15 protein-coding genes and 1 tRNA gene are annotated in these 18620 nt (G+C 32.8%); 9 read left to right on the forward strand and 7 right to left on the reverse strand.

Annotated features, from left to right (window positions below):
- Positions 1–3183 (forward strand): cytochrome c biogenesis protein CcsA (gene ccsA / locus Q4Q47_RS20030; protein ID WP_303308506.1); only part of this gene is annotated, 3183 nt, incomplete at its 5' end.
- Between the two features lie 8 nt (positions 3184–3191).
- On the forward strand, positions 3192–3350 hold the full coding sequence (locus tag Q4Q47_RS20035) for a hypothetical protein (protein WP_303308508.1): 159 nt from the start codon (positions 3192–3194) through the stop codon (positions 3348–3350).
- Here the strand turns inward: Q4Q47_RS20035 and Q4Q47_RS20040 are convergent.
- Positions 3347–4012 carry an HAD family hydrolase gene (locus tag Q4Q47_RS20040; RefSeq protein ID WP_303308510.1) on the reverse strand — a complete coding sequence of 222 codons (666 nt, stop codon included), beginning with the start codon at positions 4010–4012 and terminating at the stop codon, positions 3347–3349. The two genes, Q4Q47_RS20035 and Q4Q47_RS20040, sit on opposite strands and share 4 nt — an antisense overlap.
- A 198-nt stretch (positions 4013–4210) precedes the next feature.
- Here Q4Q47_RS20040 and Q4Q47_RS20045 point away from each other — a divergent pair, with 198 nt between their 5' ends.
- From Q4Q47_RS20045 to rlmF, 4 genes are all read left to right on the forward strand, one after another.
- Positions 4211–5617, forward strand: coding sequence for an MATE family efflux transporter (locus tag Q4Q47_RS20045; RefSeq protein ID WP_303308511.1), 1407 nt, complete (start codon positions 4211–4213; stop codon positions 5615–5617).
- A 38-nt stretch (positions 5618–5655) separates the two neighbouring features.
- Positions 5656–6003 carry a DUF1801 domain-containing protein gene (locus tag Q4Q47_RS20050; RefSeq protein ID WP_303308512.1) on the forward strand — a complete coding sequence of 116 codons (348 nt, stop codon included), beginning with the start codon at positions 5656–5658 and terminating at the stop codon, positions 6001–6003.
- Between the two features lie 12 nt (positions 6004–6015).
- Complete coding sequence (locus Q4Q47_RS20055; protein WP_303308513.1) at positions 6016–6441, forward strand: VOC family protein; 426 nt, start codon at positions 6016–6018, stop codon at positions 6439–6441.
- A 200-nt stretch (positions 6442–6641) separates the two neighbouring features.
- Positions 6642–7577, forward strand: a complete 936-nt coding sequence (gene rlmF, locus Q4Q47_RS20060) for a 23S rRNA (adenine(1618)-N(6))-methyltransferase RlmF (RefSeq protein WP_303308514.1) — start codon at positions 6642–6644, stop codon at positions 7575–7577.
- 101 nt (positions 7578–7678) lie between these two features.
- Here the strand turns inward: rlmF and Q4Q47_RS20065 are convergent, their stop codons facing one another.
- The 3 genes from Q4Q47_RS20065 to Q4Q47_RS20075 form a co-directional block, all read right to left on the reverse strand.
- Positions 7679–8362 carry a DUF2490 domain-containing protein gene (locus tag Q4Q47_RS20065; protein WP_303308515.1) on the reverse strand — a complete coding sequence of 228 codons (684 nt, stop codon included), beginning with the start codon at positions 8360–8362 and terminating at the stop codon, positions 7679–7681.
- 219 nt (positions 8363–8581) lie between these two features.
- Positions 8582–10210: a phosphoenolpyruvate carboxykinase (ATP) gene (gene pckA, locus Q4Q47_RS20070; RefSeq protein ID WP_303308516.1), complete on the reverse strand. Its 1629-nt coding sequence runs from the start codon at positions 10208–10210 to the stop codon at positions 8582–8584.
- A gap of 41 nt (positions 10211–10251) precedes the next feature.
- Positions 10252–12093 (reverse strand): SLC13 family permease, encoded by a 1842-nt coding sequence (locus Q4Q47_RS20075; protein WP_303308517.1) that lies wholly within the window; start codon positions 12091–12093, stop codon positions 10252–10254.
- Positions 12094–12341: 248 nt separating this feature from the next.
- Between Q4Q47_RS20075 and Q4Q47_RS20080 the strand changes: the two genes are divergently transcribed.
- The 3 genes from Q4Q47_RS20080 to Q4Q47_RS20090 all read left to right on the forward strand — a co-directional run bounded on the left by Q4Q47_RS20080 (position 12342) and on the right by Q4Q47_RS20090 (position 14069).
- On the forward strand, positions 12342–13136 hold the full coding sequence (locus tag Q4Q47_RS20080) for a cation transporter (protein WP_303308518.1): 795 nt from the start codon (positions 12342–12344) through the stop codon (positions 13134–13136).
- Between the two features lie 25 nt (positions 13137–13161).
- Positions 13162–13878 (forward strand): bacillithiol biosynthesis deacetylase BshB1, encoded by a 717-nt coding sequence (gene bshB1, locus Q4Q47_RS20085; protein ID WP_303308519.1) that lies wholly within the window; start codon positions 13162–13164, stop codon positions 13876–13878.
- A gap of 115 nt (positions 13879–13993) precedes the next feature.
- A tRNA-His gene (locus Q4Q47_RS20090) sits at positions 13994–14069 on the forward strand.
- A gap of 202 nt (positions 14070–14271) precedes the next feature.
- Here Q4Q47_RS20090 and Q4Q47_RS20095 read toward each other — a convergent pair.
- The 3 genes from Q4Q47_RS20095 to Q4Q47_RS20105 form a co-directional block, all read right to left on the reverse strand.
- Complete coding sequence (locus tag Q4Q47_RS20095) at positions 14272–15549, reverse strand: glycosyl hydrolase family 8 (RefSeq protein ID WP_303308520.1); 1278 nt, start codon at positions 15547–15549, stop codon at positions 14272–14274.
- Between the two features lie 365 nt (positions 15550–15914).
- The gene (locus Q4Q47_RS20100) at positions 15915–17702 is read right to left on the reverse strand and encodes a glycoside hydrolase family 9 protein (RefSeq protein WP_303308521.1); all 1788 of its coding nucleotides are present in this window, start codon (positions 17700–17702) and stop codon (positions 15915–15917) included.
- 18 nt (positions 17703–17720) lie between these two features.
- Positions 17721–18584, reverse strand: coding sequence for an ROK family protein (locus Q4Q47_RS20105; RefSeq protein WP_303308522.1), 864 nt, complete (start codon positions 18582–18584; stop codon positions 17721–17723).
- Positions 18585–18620 lie beyond the last annotated feature (36 nt).

Consider the following 18620-nt stretch of genomic DNA (forward strand, 5'->3'; position numbering starts at 1 on the left):
ATGCAAAATAAACTCGCCAATATTCTCTTCTCAACACGTCTTACTGCCATTTTATTTATTGCTTTTGCAGCAGCTATGGCTACCGGAACATTTTTAGATGCAGGACAAGAAACATCGCCAACGCCATATACCAGAAATTTGATTTATAATGCATGGTGGTTTGAAGCCATTATGGTATTTTTTGTAATAAATTTTACAGGTAATATTTTTAGATTCCGATTGTATAAAAAGGAAAAGTGGGCAACGTTTATTTTACACTTAGCCTTCATTTTTATTTTACTAGGTGCTTTTATTACAAGATATGCGAGTTTTGAAGGGATGATGGCTATTCGGGAAGGCGCTACAGAAAACACATTCTTATCTAGCGAAACTTATGTCATAGGACAAATTGTAGGTGACTATAAAATTAACGGACAGCTACAACAACGTTATTTGGAAAGCAAGGTTGATTTTTCGGGTCGATTGGATAACGATTTTAAAATAGAAACCGATTATAATAAACAACTCGTTACTATTGAATTAGAAAAATTTATAGTTGGAGCAGAAGAAGATATTGTACCAAATGAGAACGGAGAGGAATATTTAAAAATAGTGGAAGCAGGTGGAAGTGGACCACACAATCACTTTTTAAAAGTAGGGCAGGTACAGAGCATTCATAATATTCTATTTGCGTTAAATAAACCTACAGATGGCGCGATAAACATTACTTACAACAAAGAAGGGCTTACCATTCAATCGCCTTTTGAAGGCGAGTACATGACGATGGCAACCAGAGCGCAAGGTAAATTGGTAAAAGATAGTTTACAACCTTTAGTATTACGTTCAAGGTATGTGATTGGCAATATGCAAATGGTGTTTCCTAAACCAGTAGTTAAGGGCGTTTTTGATGTTGTTCAGAAATCACAACTTTTAAGAAATGATGCAGATGGAGCAGTATTCAAAGTCACTGCCAATGGAAAAACAAAGTCTGTTGGATTATTGGGAGGTAAAGGCATTAATGGAAATTATAAACAAGTTGAGGTTGGTGGTTTGGATTTTGCATTAAAATATGGCTCTAAAGTATTGGAGTTACCCTTTAATATAAAATTAAATGATTTTGAGGCGGAGCGTTATCCTGGAACGGAAAAAGGGTACTCGGCATATTCCAGTCAGGTAACCGTTTTAGATGAAAAGGAAGGCGATTTTGATTATAAAATCTTTATGAATAATATCTTAGATCATCGTGGGTATCGTTTCTTTCAATCGAGTTTCGATCCCGATGAAAAGGGCACTATTTTATCTGTAAACCATGATTACTGGGGGACTTTAATAACTTATATTGGTTATTTTCTGCTTTATTTTGGGATGTTGGCTATTTTGTTTGTTAAAGGATCTCGTTTTGGAGATTTAAAAAGACAACTAAATAAAGTAAAAACAAAGAAAGCTAAATTGCTTACTATATTGTTATTATGTTTTGGTTTGAATATGTTTTCACAAGAACATTCGGCTAACGATGGACACGACCATTCTAAGCCAACAAAAGCTCAAATCGATTCTATTTTAGCGGTAAATATAACGCCTAAAGTACAAGCCGATGAATTTGGACATTTAGTAATTCAAGATCTTAGTGGGCGTATGATGCCTGTAAACACCTATGCGTCTGAGATGCTTCGTAAATTAAGTAAGCATGATACATACGAAGATTTTGATGCTAACCAAGTGTTCTTATCTATACAAGAAAGCCCAACACTCTGGTACAATGTGCCTATCATTTATTTAAAATCGAAGAAGGCAGATTCCATTCGGAAAATAATAGGCGTTTCTAAAGAAGATAAATATGCCACTTTAGCAGACTTTTTTACTTTGCGCGGAGAATATAAATTAGCACCTTATTTAGAAGAAGCTTATAAAGCACAGGTGCCTAACGGGTTTCAAAAAGAGTTTAAAGAAGCTGATCAACGTGTTTCGTTATTATACAATACTGTTGAAGGGATGTCTTTAAAAATATTTCCAATTCCTGATGATGAAAATAATAAATGGATTTCTACTTACGATTACAGACATGAAAACCATAAAATAAAAGATTCACTTTACGGAAATTTTATAAAAAATGGATTTAACGTTTATTTATATACATTAAATCAAGCAAAACGAACGGGTGATTTCTCTGAAGCATCAAAACTTTTAGCCGCTTTCAAAAAAACGCAACGCCAATATGGTGCTGAGGTGATGTTAAGTGATGATAAAGTACATACAGAGATTTTATATAACCAATATGATATTTTTAAGAAGTTATTTAGTTGGTATATGTATGCGGGTAGTTTGCTTTTTATATTACTTATTATTCAAATTTTTAAAGATAAAAGCAAATCGATAAATATTGCTGTCACTGTTTTTAAATTTATTATTCTAGGCTTATTTATTTTACATACAGCAGGATTAATTATGCGCTGGTATATATCGGGGCATGCCCCATGGAGTGATGCTTACGAATCGATGATTTATGTTGCCTGGGCAACCATGTTTTTTGGTTTAGCTTTTGGGCGTAAAAGTGATTTAACAATTGCATCTACAGCATTTGTAACCGCAATGCTTTTAATGATAGCCCATTGGAATTGGATGGATCCAGCAATTGCAAATTTACAGCCCGTATTAAATAGTTACTGGCTCATGATTCATGTAGCGGTTATAGTGGCGAGTTATGGACCATTTACTTTAGGAATGATTTTAGGTGTGGTATCATTATTATTGATGATTTTCACTACTAAAGAAAACAAAGAGAAAATGTTTCTCAATATTAAAGAACTTACCATTATAAATGAAATGGCTTTAACTGTTGGATTAGTCATGCTTACCATTGGTAATTTTCTAGGTGGTATGTGGGCAAATGAAAGTTGGGGACGATACTGGGGATGGGACCCTAAAGAAACATGGGCACTTATTAGTATTATGATCTATGCGTTTGTAATCCACATGCGATTGATTCCTGGACTTCGAGGACGCTGGTTTTTCAACCTCATGTCAATCTTTGCTATTTACTTTATTGTATTCACATATTTTGGTGTAAACTTTTATTTGTCAGGATTACATTCATATCAATCTGGACAGGAAGCAAGTTATAGCATTATTCTAGGGAGTGTGGCTTTAGTTGCTTTACTAGGCTTTTTCGCTTATCGAGGACATGTTAAGCATTATAAGAAATAGTTGATGCTATGGCAAAAACAGGTCGTGATAAAAACACAAAAAATAAGGCAAAGCATACCAGATTAATGACTCAGAAGAAAAATAAAAAGAAATCTGAGGAAGCATTAAGAAAAGAGCGTCTAAAGGCGATTATTCAAAAAGCTAATTCACAAAGTAATAAAGATTAACAGGAATGAACTAATGTGTTTATTTTATTAAACGCAATGTCCTTAAAATCTGTTATTATCATATCCGCTGTACTGTAGTCCTGGTTTTTAGAATGGAAACTATCAAAACCTACACAAAAAATATCAGCAGCTTTTGCAGCTTTAATACCGTTAGTAGAATCTTCAATAACGATACATTCATCATTATTAAATCCCGAAGCTTCAGCAGCTTTAATAAAAATTTCAGGATGGGGTTTAGATGCTTTTAAATCACCACCACTTAGCTTGGCAATAAAATATTGATCTAAATCAAAACGTTCAAAGATTTGATTAATACTCGTCATGGCAGCAGACGATGCTAAAACTAAAGTTAATCCGTTACGATGATAATCTTTTATTAAATCTAAAACACCATCAATTAAAGCTAAATCTGAATTGCTGTCAAAAAAACGTTTGTAATGCTTTCGTTTTAGGGCAACTAAGGTTTCTGGAGTTTCAGTGAGATTAAAATGATCGCATAAGCGTTTACAAATATTAATAGTAGATTGTCCTGTAAACGATTGATAAAGGGCATCTGAAACATCGATACCAATTTCATTAAACATATCATGATACGCTTTGTTATGCATGGGTTCACTATCAATAATAACACCATCCATATCAAAAATAACGGCTTTTAGCATGTTAATTTTTTTTTTGCTAAGATATTAGAATGGAAACTAACAGCCTAAAAAAATCATTTTGTAAATTAAAATTAAATGCACATCTTTGTCTTATGATTGTTTAATTCCACTTCCGCAAATGTGTCGAGGTTCTCTCGAGCAAAAACTACTAAGCGCGCTTTATGTGTTTGGTAATTATTTATATTTAATACAATCAAAATGCAATCAAATAAAATTTCTTTAAAACAATTTATTCAATATTTTAAAATAGCTGTAACAGGTAAAGAACAAAACTTTACTTCTGGCAGTATTCGTCGCGCTGTATTTATGCTATCGATTCCCATGATTTTAGAAATGCTCATGGAATCTATTTTTGCCATTGTAGATATCTTATATGTATCTCAGGTTAGTGTAAATGCTGTAGCAACCATTGGTTTAACAGAATCTGTTATTACTTTGGTATATGCAGTTGCCATTGGTTTAAGTATGGCAGCAACTGCTGTAGTAGCAAGACGTGTAGGCGAAAAAGATTTAAAAGGTGCTTCTAATGCTGCGGTTCAGGTTATTTTTCTAGGTGTCTTTGTAGCTGCTATTATTAGTGTGATAGGCATCTTATATCCTAAAGAAATTTTAGGACTTATGGGAGGTGAACCAGATCTAATTGCTGAAGGTTACGGGTATACTCAAGTACTTTTAGGCGGAAACATAACTATTATGTTATTGTTTTTAATCAATGCCATTTTTCGTGGAGCGGGTAATGCATCAGTTGCTATGTGGACACTAATTTTATCAAATGGACTTAATATTATTTTAGATCCCATGTTTATTTTTGGCTTTGGGCCTATTCCTGCTTATGGAGTAGAAGGAGCAGCCATAGCAACAACCATAGGTCGAGGTACCGCTGTTGTATTTCAATTAGCTATTCTATTCCTTGGGTACAGTAAAATTAAAGTAGGTATAAAGGACTTAGTAATCCGTGTTGGAGTTATGTTTAATTTAATAAAAGTATCGCTTGGAGGTATTGGTCAGTTTTTAATAGGGACTTCTTCATGGGTGTTTTTAATGCGAATTATGAGTGAGTTTGGAAGCGAAGTATTAGCTGGTTATACGATCGCAATTCGTGTGATGATGTTTACCATAATGCCCGCTTGGGGTATGAGTAATGCAGCAGCAACTTTAGTTGGACAAAATTTGGGAGCAAAAGAACCAGAGCGTGCTGAGCTGTCTGTTTGGAAAACAGGTAAGTATAGTGCCATTTTTATGGGCTTAGTTTCTATTGTTTACTTAGTATTTGCCCCACAAATAATAGTGCTGTTTAATGCCACTCCGGATGTTGTTAAATACGGAAGTCTGTGCTTAAGAGTTATAGCGGCTGGTTATATTTTTTATGGTTATGGTATGGTGGTGATTAACTCTTTTAATGGGGCAGGAGATACCAAAACACCTACATATATCAACTTTGTATGTTTTTGGTTATTGCAATTACCTTTTGCGTATATCATGGCAATTACTTTAGATTTTGGACCATCAGGTGTATTTTGGGCCATTACTTTAGCAGAAATATTAATAGCGGTTATTGCTATTATTTGGTTTAAAAAAGGGCATTGGAAAACTGTGAAAGTCTAGAATTTAGCTAGTTTGGGCTACTTGGTTTTTTATGAATTATGATAAAGGAGACTGATACATACTATCTAAATATAAACGAGCCAAATAAAAGTACTTTACTCGCGTTAAGAAATATTATTTTAAACCAGGATAAAGAGATTATTGAATTTTTAAAATATAAGATTCCTTGCTTCAAATATAGGAGCAAGGTGTTTTGTTATTTATGGATTGATAAAGAATCTAATGAGCCTTGTCTTCTTATGCAAGATGGAAAACAGCTTAATCATCCAGGTTTAGAAAAAACGAATCATAAACAAATTGAACTTTTTAGAATAAATCCGAATGAAGATTTACCAATAAAAAGGATTATTTCAATTTTAACTAAAGGGTTAGAATTGTTTAAATAAAAAATAAATAATATGGAACAAAGATTAACAATCGTTGGTTTAGGAGTCAACGATTTAAAAGTATCAAATGATTTTTATGAAAATAAATTTGGTTGGAAAAAAATGACATCGAGTAACGACGATATTTCTTTTTTTCAATTAAATGGGCTTTTATTATCACTATACCCAAGAGAAAAATTAGCAGAGGATGCAGGGGTTAGCCATGAAGGAAGTGGATTTAAAGCATTTTCTTTAGCTTTTAATACAAGAACGAAAGAAGAAGTTGATGAATTAATTCTATCATTAGAAACTAAAGGAGTCAACATTGTAAAAAAACCAGAAAGCGTTTTTTGGGGTGGCTATAGTAGCTACATTTCAGATCCTGACGGAAACCTTTGGGAAATTGCTTTTAACCCCTATTTGCTGTTAGATGAAAATGGAAATACAGTTGAAGAATAATAGTCAATTTTAAATAAACCACTCTATGGACTTCCAGTCCATAGGTTCAGTTTGTCAGACTGAAAGTCTGCTTTAAGAAATACCGAAATATAAAATAATAAACATTGTAACACTCAATTAGTGTGAATTCGTGAAATTCGTGTCAAAAGTTTTTAGAAGCTGAAAGCGAAATACATTAAAACGCATAGCTTTAACTACATTTGAGACCAATAAAAATTAAGACCATCAAAACAAACCCAAACTTTCACTCAAACAACAAGCATAAATCTGGATACGATTTAGATACTTTATGTCATTCATATCCAGATTTAAAAGGGTTTATATTTGAAAATAAATATCAGAATAAAACGATCGATTTTGCAAACCCAAAGGCTGTAAAAGCATTAAATACAGCATTGTTGTTTACGTATTATGACATTAAATTCTGGGAATTTCCTGATAGTAATTTATGCCCCCCGGTTCCCGGTCGTGTGGATTATTTACATCATTTAGCAGATCTACTAAAACAATCGCGTGTTCATGAGAATATAAATGTTTTAGATATAGGGACTGGTGCCAGTTGTATTTACCCTATTCTTGGTAATGCAGCGTACCATTGGAATTTTGTTGGGACGGATATTGATAAAAAGTCATTACAACATGCACAAGACATCATTTCAAAAAACGAATTAGACAAATCAATTACATTAAGGCACCAAATTAATAGTTCAAACATTCTTAAAGGTGTTTTAAAAGAATCAGATACATTTTCTGCTGCTATTTGTAATCCACCTTTTTATAAATCGGAAATAGAAGCTTTGGAAGCTACTAAGCGAAAACTAAAAGGTTTAAATAAGGAGGATACTGCTATTGTTAGGAATTTTTCAGGAACTCACAACGAACTGTGGTATAAAGGTGGTGAAAAGGCTTTTATTCACAACTATTTATATGAAAGCTCTTTGTTTAAAGACCGTTGTTTCTGGTTTACGACCTTAGTATCTGCAAAAGATTTGGTAAGAGGGATGCAAGTGTCTTTAAAAAAGTTGGGAGCTACAGAAGTTAAAGTTATTAATATGGGGCAAGGCAATAAAATATCTAGAATTGTGGCATGGACTTTTTTAGATAAAACAGATATATCATTACAAAGAGAGAACTAGTTTGCATTGAGGACAGTTGAAGTGCGACGGTCTATCATAATGATTTTTAGGTTAACAGATTACCATTGCAAATAAAAATTTGCTTCACAATAACTCAACTATTAAGCTTTTTTCTTCCTATGATCCGTTTTAATAAATAATCCTACCTGTAATCTATGTAAGTTTATGTCTTTTTTAAACAGATACCGGTTTAAATACCCTAATTGTAGGTTACAAGATTTGGAAAGGTTTATACCAAGAGCGGTATAAAATCTGTTTGCAGTAGAGAAGTCATCTTCAATAGTGGAAAGCACTTCATTTTTTATACGAATAAAAAACAATTTGTTTAATTTAATTTTTGTTCCCACTCGATACCGTAATCTATGTTTTGTTGAATGTCCTTCTCTAAGATTAAACATACGGTGTTCAATTCTAAATCGATGATCAATAGGTAAGTTACTAAGTTTATGTTTATAAGTAATTTGTTCAGATATTCTATTTTCAAATGTGTGGCTTCCTTCTATAGATTCTATGCTTTTATCAATATCTAAAAAACTATACCCCAGTTCAACTTTTAATTTATTATTTATATGATAGTTTAAACCTACTTTGGCAAGGAATAAATTTAGGTTTGTGGTTGGTTCATAGGCCCAAATTTCTCCACCAGCAACAATGCTTAATTTATTTGAGATTCTATGATTACCAAAATAAGTATACCATGTGCCTAATTTGTCTTCGGGTGAAGTTTGAGAGTAACTTAAAGATATAGTTAGTATAAAAACTAAGGCAGTTATATAGTATTTCATGTGTATTTAATATTTGTTTTTATCGATCACATGTAGCTTCCATTATAATCATTCCCTTGGGTATCGACTGTTCATTATGGAAGTTTCATGATTTTAAATTTTTGGATTTGGGCAATAAAATATCGAGCATTATAATTTTGTGATGCTTTATCTGCTATAAAGATCAATAAGAGAAAAGGAGCTCATTTTGAGCTCCTTTTCCGGTTAAATAAGAACCTATTAAAAGTGTTCGTGTAAATGATGGTGTTCATCAATTAGTGGTCCACCTTCAATAATCTGTTCAGATGCTTGACCTGCAAATTTTTCAAAGTTTAAGTGGAATGAGTGTGCTAACTGAATAGCTTTACCAACATATGCACCCTTTTTTAACCATGTGTTCATAGGGTCTAAAATTTCAGATGGAACCCCTGGACAATATTTAGGCATATATAAGCCGAAAATAAAGTTTTGCTCGTAATCTACATTGTCTAAGTCTCCGTTAAGGATTGCAGTAATCATAGCTCTTGTATATTTTAATTTTATACGAGATCCTACGCCATAAGGCCCTGCACTCCACCCTGTATTAATTAACCATACATTGACACCGGCTTCTTGCATTTTTTTGCTTAACATTTCACCATAAACAGTTGGATGTAACGGCATAAATGGTTCTCCAAAACAAGCAGAGAAAGAAGGTACGGGTTCTGTAATACCAGCTTCTGTTCCTGCAACTTTAGCAGTATAACCAGAGATAAAGTGATAAGCAGCTTGCCCTGGTGTTAATTTTGATACTGGAGGTAACACACCAAAAGCATCACATGTTAAAAAGAATATGTTTTTAGGGTTGTCTGCATAAAGTGTTTCCTGAATATTATCAATGTGATAAATAGGGTAGCTTACACGCGTGTTTTGAGTAATGCTACTGTCTTCATAATCTATGTCTCCATCATCTTTAAATACAACATTTTCTAGTATAGCTCCTGGTTTAACAGCTCTAAAAATGTCTGGTTCTTTTTCTTCAGTTAAGTCAATAACTTTTGCATAACATCCACCTTCAAAGTTAAAAATAGTGTTGTCTGCTGTCCATCCATGCTCATCATCACCAATTAATTTTCTATTTGGATCTGCAGATAATGTTGTTTTTCCTGTCCCAGAAAGTCCAAAGAAAATAGCTGTGTCTCCATACTTTCCAACATTTGCTGAGCAGTGCATTGGTAGTACATTTTTCTCAACAGGTAAAATCATGTTTAATGCTGAGAAAATACCTTTTTTCATTTCACCAGTATATGCAGATCCTCCAACTAAAGCTATTTTTTGAGTAAAGTTTAGAATTGAGAAATTACCTTGACGGATGCCATAAGCTTCCGGGTCTGGACAAACATATCCTGGAGCGCAAAGAATGAGCCAATCTTCTTTAAAGTTTTCTAATTCTTTTTCGCTAGGTCTTAAGAACATATTGTAAACAAATAAGTTAGACCAAGGTAGTTCGGTTACAGTTCTAATATTTGTTCGATATTCCGGTTCTGCACATACATAACCATCTCTTGCATAAATTTCTTTTCCAGAAAGATAGTTTGTTATTTCATTTTTAAGTTTATCGAAATTTTCTGGAGATACTGGTTTATTTGTTTTCCCCCACCAAACTTTATCGGCAGTGTAATCATCTTTTACCAGAAAACGATCTTTAGGAGAACGTCCGGTAAATTTACCTGTATTAACAGCAAGCGTTCCGTTTGCAGTTTCTTTTCCCATACCTTTCTCAACGGTAATTTGTTGAAGCTTCTCTGGAGATAAATTCCAATTCACTTTCACGTCTTTTAAGCCATACTGTTCTAAACCCGTATGCTTAGCTGTTGTTGCATCTTTCATTTTGTTCAATTTTAAGGTTCCTATTAATATTTTTTTAGTTTTTAAAAAGGCCATATTATTGGCACTAGTATTAAGGTTATTATAAAAAATAGAAGTAGCAATGGCGCTCCTACTTTTAGGTAATTCATGAATTTGTATCCACCTGCGGTCATCACCATGGCATTAGTTGTTGTTCCTATTGGTGTTAAAAATGCTGTTGACGCACTTATAGCAACCACTATCATAAAAGGAGCAGGGGAGAGATTTAACGAGTTTGCAGCAAGTATAGCAATAGGTGCCATTAAAACGGCTGTTGCTGAGTTATTAATTACTTGGCTAAACGTTGTTGTTAGTAAAAACACACCACCTAATAATAATACGGGGTGAATAGATCCTAAATAATTTACCAAACCATTGGCTATTACCTGTGCAGTTCCTGTTTTTTGTAGAGCCACTCCCATGGGTATCATAGCTGCAATCATAACAACACTCGTCCAACTGATGCCTTTATAAGCTTTAGAAATTGGAACACAGCCAGTTAGTAAAACAATACCGGCAGAAATTAATGCTGCGATTGAACCTGGGACTATTTTAAAGACCATAAATATAATCATGAGTACTAAAGCGCCTAAAGCGATATAAGATTTTGAGTTTAGACTCTCAATATTTTTAGCCATACCTTCCGGACTACCAATAATTACTAGGTTTTCATGTTGCTTTTTTAAATCGTCTATATGTTCCCAGGTACCTCTTATTATAAAAGCATCACCAGCTTTTACGGTAATTTCTTTTTCTTGTAAGGGGGTATTGTTTCTTGAGGCTGCTAAAAGCTGAATGCCATATCGTTTAAAATATTCACCTAACTTGTATTTTCTACCAACCAACATAGAATTTGGATTTACGATAATTTCGGTCATACCAACCTCCTGATTAATTAGATTGTGTTTTAATTCATCTGTAATAGGCTCAAGAGGTAATAGCCCTAACCTGAAGGTGATCATCAGTTTGTTAATAGCTTCAGTATCTCCTTTTACAGTTACAATGTCATGATAGAATAACTCTGTTTTTGGATTTGGAAATTCTTCAAAAGCAGGGACACCTTTTAAAACATTTGGATGTCTTCTTTTTACACGGATGATGGTAACATTATAATTTTTTTCAAATAGCCAATCTTCAATTTTTGTATTAATTAATGGTGATAATAATCTTATGCGTAATCTATAATAGCCATTATCAATTTTATAAGCTTCTATCCAATTATGTAAGGTTGAATCAATGTTTACAGGTTTATTATTTGTTTTATTTTTTGGTAATAGTCTGTATCCTATATATCTGAAATAAATTAATGCGACTATTAATAAAGGAATACCTATTAACGAAAATTCAAAGAAAGAGAATCCTTCAAAACCAGCATCTAATAAAGCATTACTAGCAATAATATTTGGTGGTGTGCCAGTTAGAGTTAGTAAACCCCCGGTATTAGAACCAAAAGCTACAGGCATTAACATTTTTGATGGAAGGGTGCCAATACTCCAGGCTGATGATATAGTAAGAGGCATTAAAGTTGCTACTGTACCTGTATTACTTACAAATCCAGATAATATACCAGCACCTAATGTTACAATGACTAATAGCTTGGGAACGCTTTTTCCTGCCCATTCTACAAATTTTTTACCAGCTAAAGCTGTCCAACCGGTTTGAGCGATTCCTTCACCTATAATAAAGAGTGCGGCAATCATAATAACTGTTGGATTACTAAATCCACTTAATGTTTCGGTGGGCGTTAAAATTCCTGTTAAGAATAAACTTATCATAGACATGAGAGCTACAATATCTGGTGTAAACTTTCCCCAGACAAAGAGACCAATTGTAATAATTAAAATGAGGAGCATTAAATAAATCATATCTTGTGATTGTTTATTAGTTTTAGTGTCTAATTAATTATAGAGTAAAATTACATCTGATTACCGCTAATAATTATGACGAATGTCATGCTTTTTACGGGTGTGTTATTTTTGGGAAATTGTGAAGATTTTGAACTATTAGGTGTAGAAAATGAATACGAAAACGTGAGAGTAATAATGAGTTTTTAATGATTTCTTATATATTCAATAGATTTAGATTTAAGGATTGTAAATAATTAACAAAATAGATGGAAAAAACAGAATTCAAGATATCTAAAATGGATTGTCCTTCTGAAGAAAATTTAATTCGGATGAAATTAGAAGGCATAGAATCGATTAAAAATTTAGAATTTGATATTCCAAACCGAAAGCTTTTTGTATTTCATACAGGGCAAATAGATGCTATTGAGAAATCTATAGATGAACTGAATTTGGGAAGTACAAAAAGAAGTACAAAACAAACTAATCAAACTGATTTTAAAGAAGAAATTAATCAAAAGAAACAACTTTGGATTGTACTGAGTATTAATTTCTCTTTTTTTATTATCGAAATGACTACAGGTTTAATTTCTAAATCAATGGGACTTGTTGCTGATAGTTTAGATATGCTTGCCGATAGTTTTGTTTATGGTATTAGCCTTTTTGCTGTTGGAGGAACACTAATTAAGAAAAAACGAATTGCGAAACTTGCTGGTTATTTTCAAATCATACTGGCATCTATTGGTTTTATTGAAGTTTTAAGACGATTTTTAAATGAAGAAGTATTGCCTAATTTTTCAACTATGATAATTGTTTCTATTTTTGCGCTTATAGCAAATGGAATTTGTTTATATGTGCTGCAAAAGACTAAAAAAAAGGAAGAAGTACATATGCAAGCGAGTATGATTTTTACATCAAATGATGTGATTATTAACTTCGGAGTTATCATTGCTGGAATTTTAGTGACTTGGTTAAATTCAAACAAACCAGATCTAATTATAGGAACTATTGTTTTTGTTTTAGTGATTCAAGGCGCTTTTAGAATTTTAAAACTCAGCAAATAAAAAATAAATACTAACAAAAAGTATTATGAAATTAGATATACTAGCTATTGGAGCGCATCCTGATGATGTAGAATTAGGATGTGGTGGTACCATAGCGAAAGAAGTTTCCAACGGGAAAAAAGTAGGTATCATAGATTTAACAAGAGGTGAACTAGGAACACGAGGTACAGCTGAAACAAGAGCTATTGAAGCTAATAATGCTGCTAAAATACTAGGTGTAGCCGTTCGAGTTAATATGGGATTTGCGGATGGTTTTTTTGTAAATGATAAAGAACATCAATTAGAAATCATTAAAATGATTCGTAGGTATCAACCAGACATTGTGCTTTGTAATGCATTTGATGACAGGCATATAGATCATGGTAAAGGAAGTAAACTAGTTAGTGATGCTTGTTTTTTAAGCGGATTAATTAAAATTGAAACTAATGATGGGGAAAAGACGCAAAACCCATGGAGACCTAAGCAAGTATATCATTATATACAATGGAAAAATTTAGAGCCAGATTTAACTGTCGATGTGTCTGGTTTTATAGATAAAAAAATGGCATCTGTACAAGCTTATAAAACACAGTTTTATGATGGTAGTAGTAAAGAACCTGAAACACCTATATCTAGTAAGAACTTTACAGATAGTATTGTTTATAGAGCCAGAGATTTAGGAAGACTAGTAAACGTTGAACATGCTGAAGGTTTCACTGTTGAACGTCATGTTGTGGTAGATAGTTTATTCGATATTAAATAGTTAGAATTTTTAAGCATTTTATTTTTGATATCAATACAAAATATTAAAAAAAGTCTTTGTAGAAAAGGTTTAAATCAATTACATTTGCACACGCATTACAAAATGCAAGTTACACGGTGGTTGTAGCTCAGTTGGTTAGAGCATTGGTTTGTGGTACCAAGGGTCGCCGGTTCGAATCCGGTCTTCCACCCAAAAGCAAAAGCCTTTCAATTTATTGAAAGGCTTTTTTTGTTTTTAGACTTAGACTGTTTTAACTGATAAATAAGGTGTTATTGTGTAATACCATTTCTGTTATAATAGGGTTGGTTATCTATCTAATAATACCATACCTTGTTCTTAAAGCGTATAATTTTATTAGCAATTTTTAAAGGTTTTTATGTCATAATATTATCATTAAGAACTGTAGTCTGGTGCCCAATAGTTCCCAGAAATGGTAATCATAGAAAGCAATTTTATCGTGTTTGAATAATAATCTCCATCCACTAAATCATTCTGTGATATTAAATTTTCGTATAAATTATTTAGCCAAGTCTGGTTATTGATATCCGTCATTGCTCCAACAGCAAATGGACCAACGAATGTTACATCATTCCATGTAAATATTTTGGTACCATCCAAATTATAGCCATTGGAAATATTATTTACGTTGCCAGAAGTAGATGTGGCTAACCAGGTATTCAATTTTGTAATTACTGTTTTCGCCCTGTTGTCACCTGTTATTAAATAATCTGTACTTATCCTCCAAGGAAAACGGCAGGCATTATAATAATAGCTCCCATCATATATTCCTTCCAAATAGTTTTGCCCAGCAGGCATTGCAGTGGTATTGGTGTTTATAATAAAGTCAGGTACTAACCCTGTAGTCGTGTTTTGAACTGTAGCGACCAAATCATAGCATTTATCAACAGTTAAATTCCAATTTGAATTGCCAGTAGCCGTTGAAAAAGATTTAAAATGACTCGTAATAAAATCCGAAGATCTTGTTCCGTAGTAAAAACTCGGATTGTTGGATTTGCTCCAATCTCCTAGTTTCACGGTTGAGGTATTGGGGTTGATTTCATCTTGCATTATTGCATTAATAATGGTTTTTGCTTCTTGCAAGTAATTGATGTCTCCCTCGCTCTTCCATTGAGCATGTGCCAGCAAAAGTGAAAACGCAATATCAATATCACCATCACTAGCCGAACCATCTGCAGAACTAGATACATCATTACATGTTATTTGCTGCCAGTCCATCAAATTATGGTTAATATTACTTGGATGGGATTTGTAATATTTGAACATGCCATCAAAATATAATTTGGCATTATTTTCATGACCAGCCATATAACACATGATCAGCATTCCGTAACCGTGCGCTTCGGAAACTGTTTTTGATTCATTGCTATACTGAATATAATATTCATTAATGTTTCCACAATCATTTTTTAGATATTCTGATTTCCACTCATTGTAAAATGTTTTTGTTTGATTATCTAATTCTGTTTGAGTATAATTATTTGGTTTAATATAATCTCCAACGTAAACAGTATGATTGGGAAATGGATAATTTGACACTTGATCACCTATAGATGGATCTTGTTGACTTGTTGGTGGGGTTTGATTATTTGTACACGTAGCTACAAAAAGTAGTATTGCGAAAATCAGGATTACATTTATAAACTTTACCATAATTAAAATTTTATAGCTATTTTGATAATGAACTCATTTAAACTTTTTTAATTGGCTAAAAAATGGCCCTTTTATACCCATTTTTTATCTTTTTTCCTTTCGTAGCTTAGCTATGCAACTCAAAAACGCCTTCAAATGGAAACAAAATTGCTAATTTTCACTACAATCCAAAAGGTTTAAATGAGTTCAATGTGAGTTAATTATATCTACAGTTTAATTCTTCAATATTTATGTCTAAATACGTTTCTATCATAAAATGCGACATATAATTCGTTTGTTTTTCACCATTTCATCATTATAAAACATGTGCTCAGCTGTTGGCAAGTAGCTTCGGGGATGGTTCGTTTCAAGAAACTCTTTATTTACTATTCTTTAATAGAAGTTATAGCGAGCATAAACCAAGAACCGTGAGGCATCCATTGTTCTGCCCAACGCCAATTTTGAGCAGGGTCTTCTTTGTAGTGATCGGGCATATAGGCAATGTCTGTTTCATCTGTAAATCCAGATGTAATACCGTTTGCAACACCTCCTTTAAAATTAAAGTGATCATTTTCAATGAAATAATCTGGATTGTTAAAACCGATACCGTCTACCATACAGATATCATAAGGGTTTAAACCTAATATCCAATTTATGTTATTGGTTGCTAATTGTATTGCTAAGGGTTTTTGTTGTTCTGTTAAATAAGGTTGCACCATATAAAAAGCACTTGCATAAGATGCTAAACGAGAGTTTTCTCCTTGCCACCAATAACCTGTTTCGTTTTGATGTGGTATAAAAAATGCTGCTCGTTTTTTGTTTTCATTAATCGCTTTTACATATTGTCTAGGGTAACCAAAAGGATTATTTACTTCTGAAGTAATTTTTACTTCAAAATCAAAAGATTTTTGAATGGCATTTATAGCCGTATTTCTAAAATTTTCATCAGTTTCGAACTCTAAAAATCGAGCTAATGCAATTAAAGGCAAACCTGCTTCCACTGCATGAAAATATGGGCGATTACCAGTGTCATCTGCTTGCCACCATCCAGAATAGTTTTCATCACTACTCAATCTATTTGTTAATTGAGTCATTCTTTTTCTAGCATAGTCTAGATACGATGATTCTTTAGTTGCTACAAAAAGTTCTGTGGCAGCTATTAATGCGCAATAATCATCAATTATGTTATCGGTACCATCGTCTGTATAAGCGTTGTTGTTTTTTATAAGATGATTAAAACCTTTAATGGCGGCTGTTAAATAATCCTGCCTGCTATATTCTCCTTTAGAGTTTAGTTGTGAAGCTCTTGCTAGAGCAGCAATAGCTATGCCTCCTCCTTCTCTAAAAGCAGCTTTGTATAGATCGCTTCTTATTCCATCTTGAGTTTTATAGGCGCAAATTTCTCTTCTTTCTGGATCTCCAGACCAATTGTCAAAAATTGTTAAATAAAAATAACCTAATTCATCTTGCATGCGCATTAAAAAATCGGCACCATAAGTAGTTTCTTTTAGCATCCGATTTACAAGATTTTTATCTACATTTTCCTTTTGTTTGTATTTTGAAATCGACTCCATTAAATTCCATACAAAAATTGGAGTTTGCTGAGGAGGCATAAAGTTTGAATAACACAAATGACTGAAGTATTTAGACTTGTCTCCTGAAGCATCATACCATCCGCCATGAACATCTACGGTGTCTTTTCTTGCTCCGAAAAAAGTCATTTTACTATCTTTTTTTTCAAAATCAACTTCGGGATGTTGAGACTCAAAACCTTCTATTAGCAGTTCTAAACCTTTGTCAATCATTGTTTTATTGTCGATTTTAAAAAGTCGACTTTTAAACTCTAATCCATCTATACTAGTGCTAATAGTATACTCACCATCTACGTTAAATTTGCTAAAATCACCAACAAAAGCATTGCCTGTGTTCCAATTATCAATTTGCCCTCCTTTTTTAAAGAGGCCTTTGAAAACAGCGGTATTACTTTGGTCAAGAATTTGAAATTGTTCAGGGACGACATTTGCTTTAGTTTGAAATACGACATTTTTAAAATCAGATTTGTTATAACCCGTATGATTTAAAAGTAAAATAGCTTCGAATGATACTTTAGGTTTGTTGCAACCTACTATAATTAGCATAGCAAATAGGTGCCATATAGTAATAGATTTATTCATGATTGATATTTTTAAATATTAATACTTTTTTAACGTGTTATTTTGAGCATCATAAAATAGAGCGGAAGCTCCTAAGACGTCAATATTTTTGTTTTCTGAAACAACTATTTTAAGATTATTAAGAACATGCTTGTACATAAATGTTTTTACAACTCTAAACATTTCTTTTTTAAAGAAAGAAAAAGCATTTGATATTGCTCCTCCAATAACTATAATTTCAGGGTCAGCGACTAAGAGAATAGCCTTGATTAGGTTTCCTAGATCTTGCCCGTACTGTTCAAAAATTGCCAATGCTATTTTATCATCTTGCTTTGCTCTTTTGTAAAGGGTTTTAAAATCTAAATCATACTTTTCTTTAAAATATGAAGTGCTACAATAGTATTCAAAATCATGTTCTTTATATTGTAAATAACCTAATTCCCCAGCTCCACAATTAGTTCCAGAATATAAATGGTTTTTAAAGATAACTCCGGTTCCCACCCCAGAACCTAATATTAACCCAACAATATTTTCGTAGTTTTTAGCTACTCCAAAATATTTTTCGCCAACTGCAAAGCAATTTGCATCGTTGTTAACATAAACTTTTACTTGAAATCGACTTTCTAAAATGTCCTTAATATGTACTTCTTTCCAAGAAGGAATTTTTTGTATTTGATAAATGACTCCTTGATTTAAATCAACCAATCCTGGAACACCAATGCCAATGCCTTCAATTTCTTTATCAAAAACCTCATCAATAGCCGTAATAACTTCTGAAATCACATGTTCTTTAGAGGCTCTATTGTCAATAATCTTTGTGCAGCTTTTAATTATGTTTCCGTCAAGAATCTTACCTACTTTTATGGTTTTTCCTTCAAGAAGTACGCCGATAATTGGTTTCATATTTTGTTTAGATTTAGTTTTTTATTATGAAAATAG

It is taken from the genome of Flavivirga spongiicola (assembly GCF_030540825.1).
Taxonomy (GTDB): Bacteria; Bacteroidota; Bacteroidia; order Flavobacteriales; family Flavobacteriaceae; genus Flavivirga; species Flavivirga spongiicola.

Excerpts from the sequence above, each read along its gene's own strand:
- Q4Q47_RS20050 (WP_303308512.1), top strand. The coding sequence starts at position 5,656 with ATGATAAAGGAGACTGATACATACTATCTAAATATAAACGAGCCAAAT.
- bshB1 (WP_303308519.1), top strand. The coding sequence starts at position 13,162 with ATGAAATTAGATATACTAGCTATTGGAGCGCATCCTGATGATGTAGAA.
- Q4Q47_RS20105 (WP_303308522.1), bottom strand. The coding sequence starts at position 18,584 with ATGAAACCAATTATCGGCGTACTTCTTGAAGGAAAAACCATAAAAGTA.
- Q4Q47_RS20035 (WP_303308508.1), top strand. The coding sequence starts at position 3,192 with ATGGCAAAAACAGGTCGTGATAAAAACACAAAAAATAAGGCAAAGCAT.
- pckA (WP_303308516.1), bottom strand. The coding sequence starts at position 10,210 with ATGAAAGATGCAACAACAGCTAAGCATACGGGTTTAGAACAGTATGGC.
- Q4Q47_RS20040 (WP_303308510.1), bottom strand. The coding sequence starts at position 4,012 with ATGCTAAAAGCCGTTATTTTTGATATGGATGGTGTTATTATTGATAGT.
- Q4Q47_RS20065 (WP_303308515.1), bottom strand. The coding sequence starts at position 8,362 with ATGAAATACTATATAACTGCCTTAGTTTTTATACTAACTATATCTTTA.
- Q4Q47_RS20080 (WP_303308518.1), top strand. The coding sequence starts at position 12,342 with ATGGAAAAAACAGAATTCAAGATATCTAAAATGGATTGTCCTTCTGAA.
- Q4Q47_RS20045 (WP_303308511.1), top strand. The coding sequence starts at position 4,211 with ATGCAATCAAATAAAATTTCTTTAAAACAATTTATTCAATATTTTAAA.
- Q4Q47_RS20055 (WP_303308513.1), top strand. The coding sequence starts at position 6,016 with ATGGAACAAAGATTAACAATCGTTGGTTTAGGAGTCAACGATTTAAAA.
- Q4Q47_RS20100 (WP_303308521.1), bottom strand. The coding sequence starts at position 17,702 with ATGAATAAATCTATTACTATATGGCACCTATTTGCTATGCTAATTATA.
- Q4Q47_RS20095 (WP_303308520.1), bottom strand. The coding sequence starts at position 15,549 with ATGGTAAAGTTTATAAATGTAATCCTGATTTTCGCAATACTACTTTTT.
- Q4Q47_RS20075 (WP_303308517.1), bottom strand. The coding sequence starts at position 12,093 with ATGATTTATTTAATGCTCCTCATTTTAATTATTACAATTGGTCTCTTT.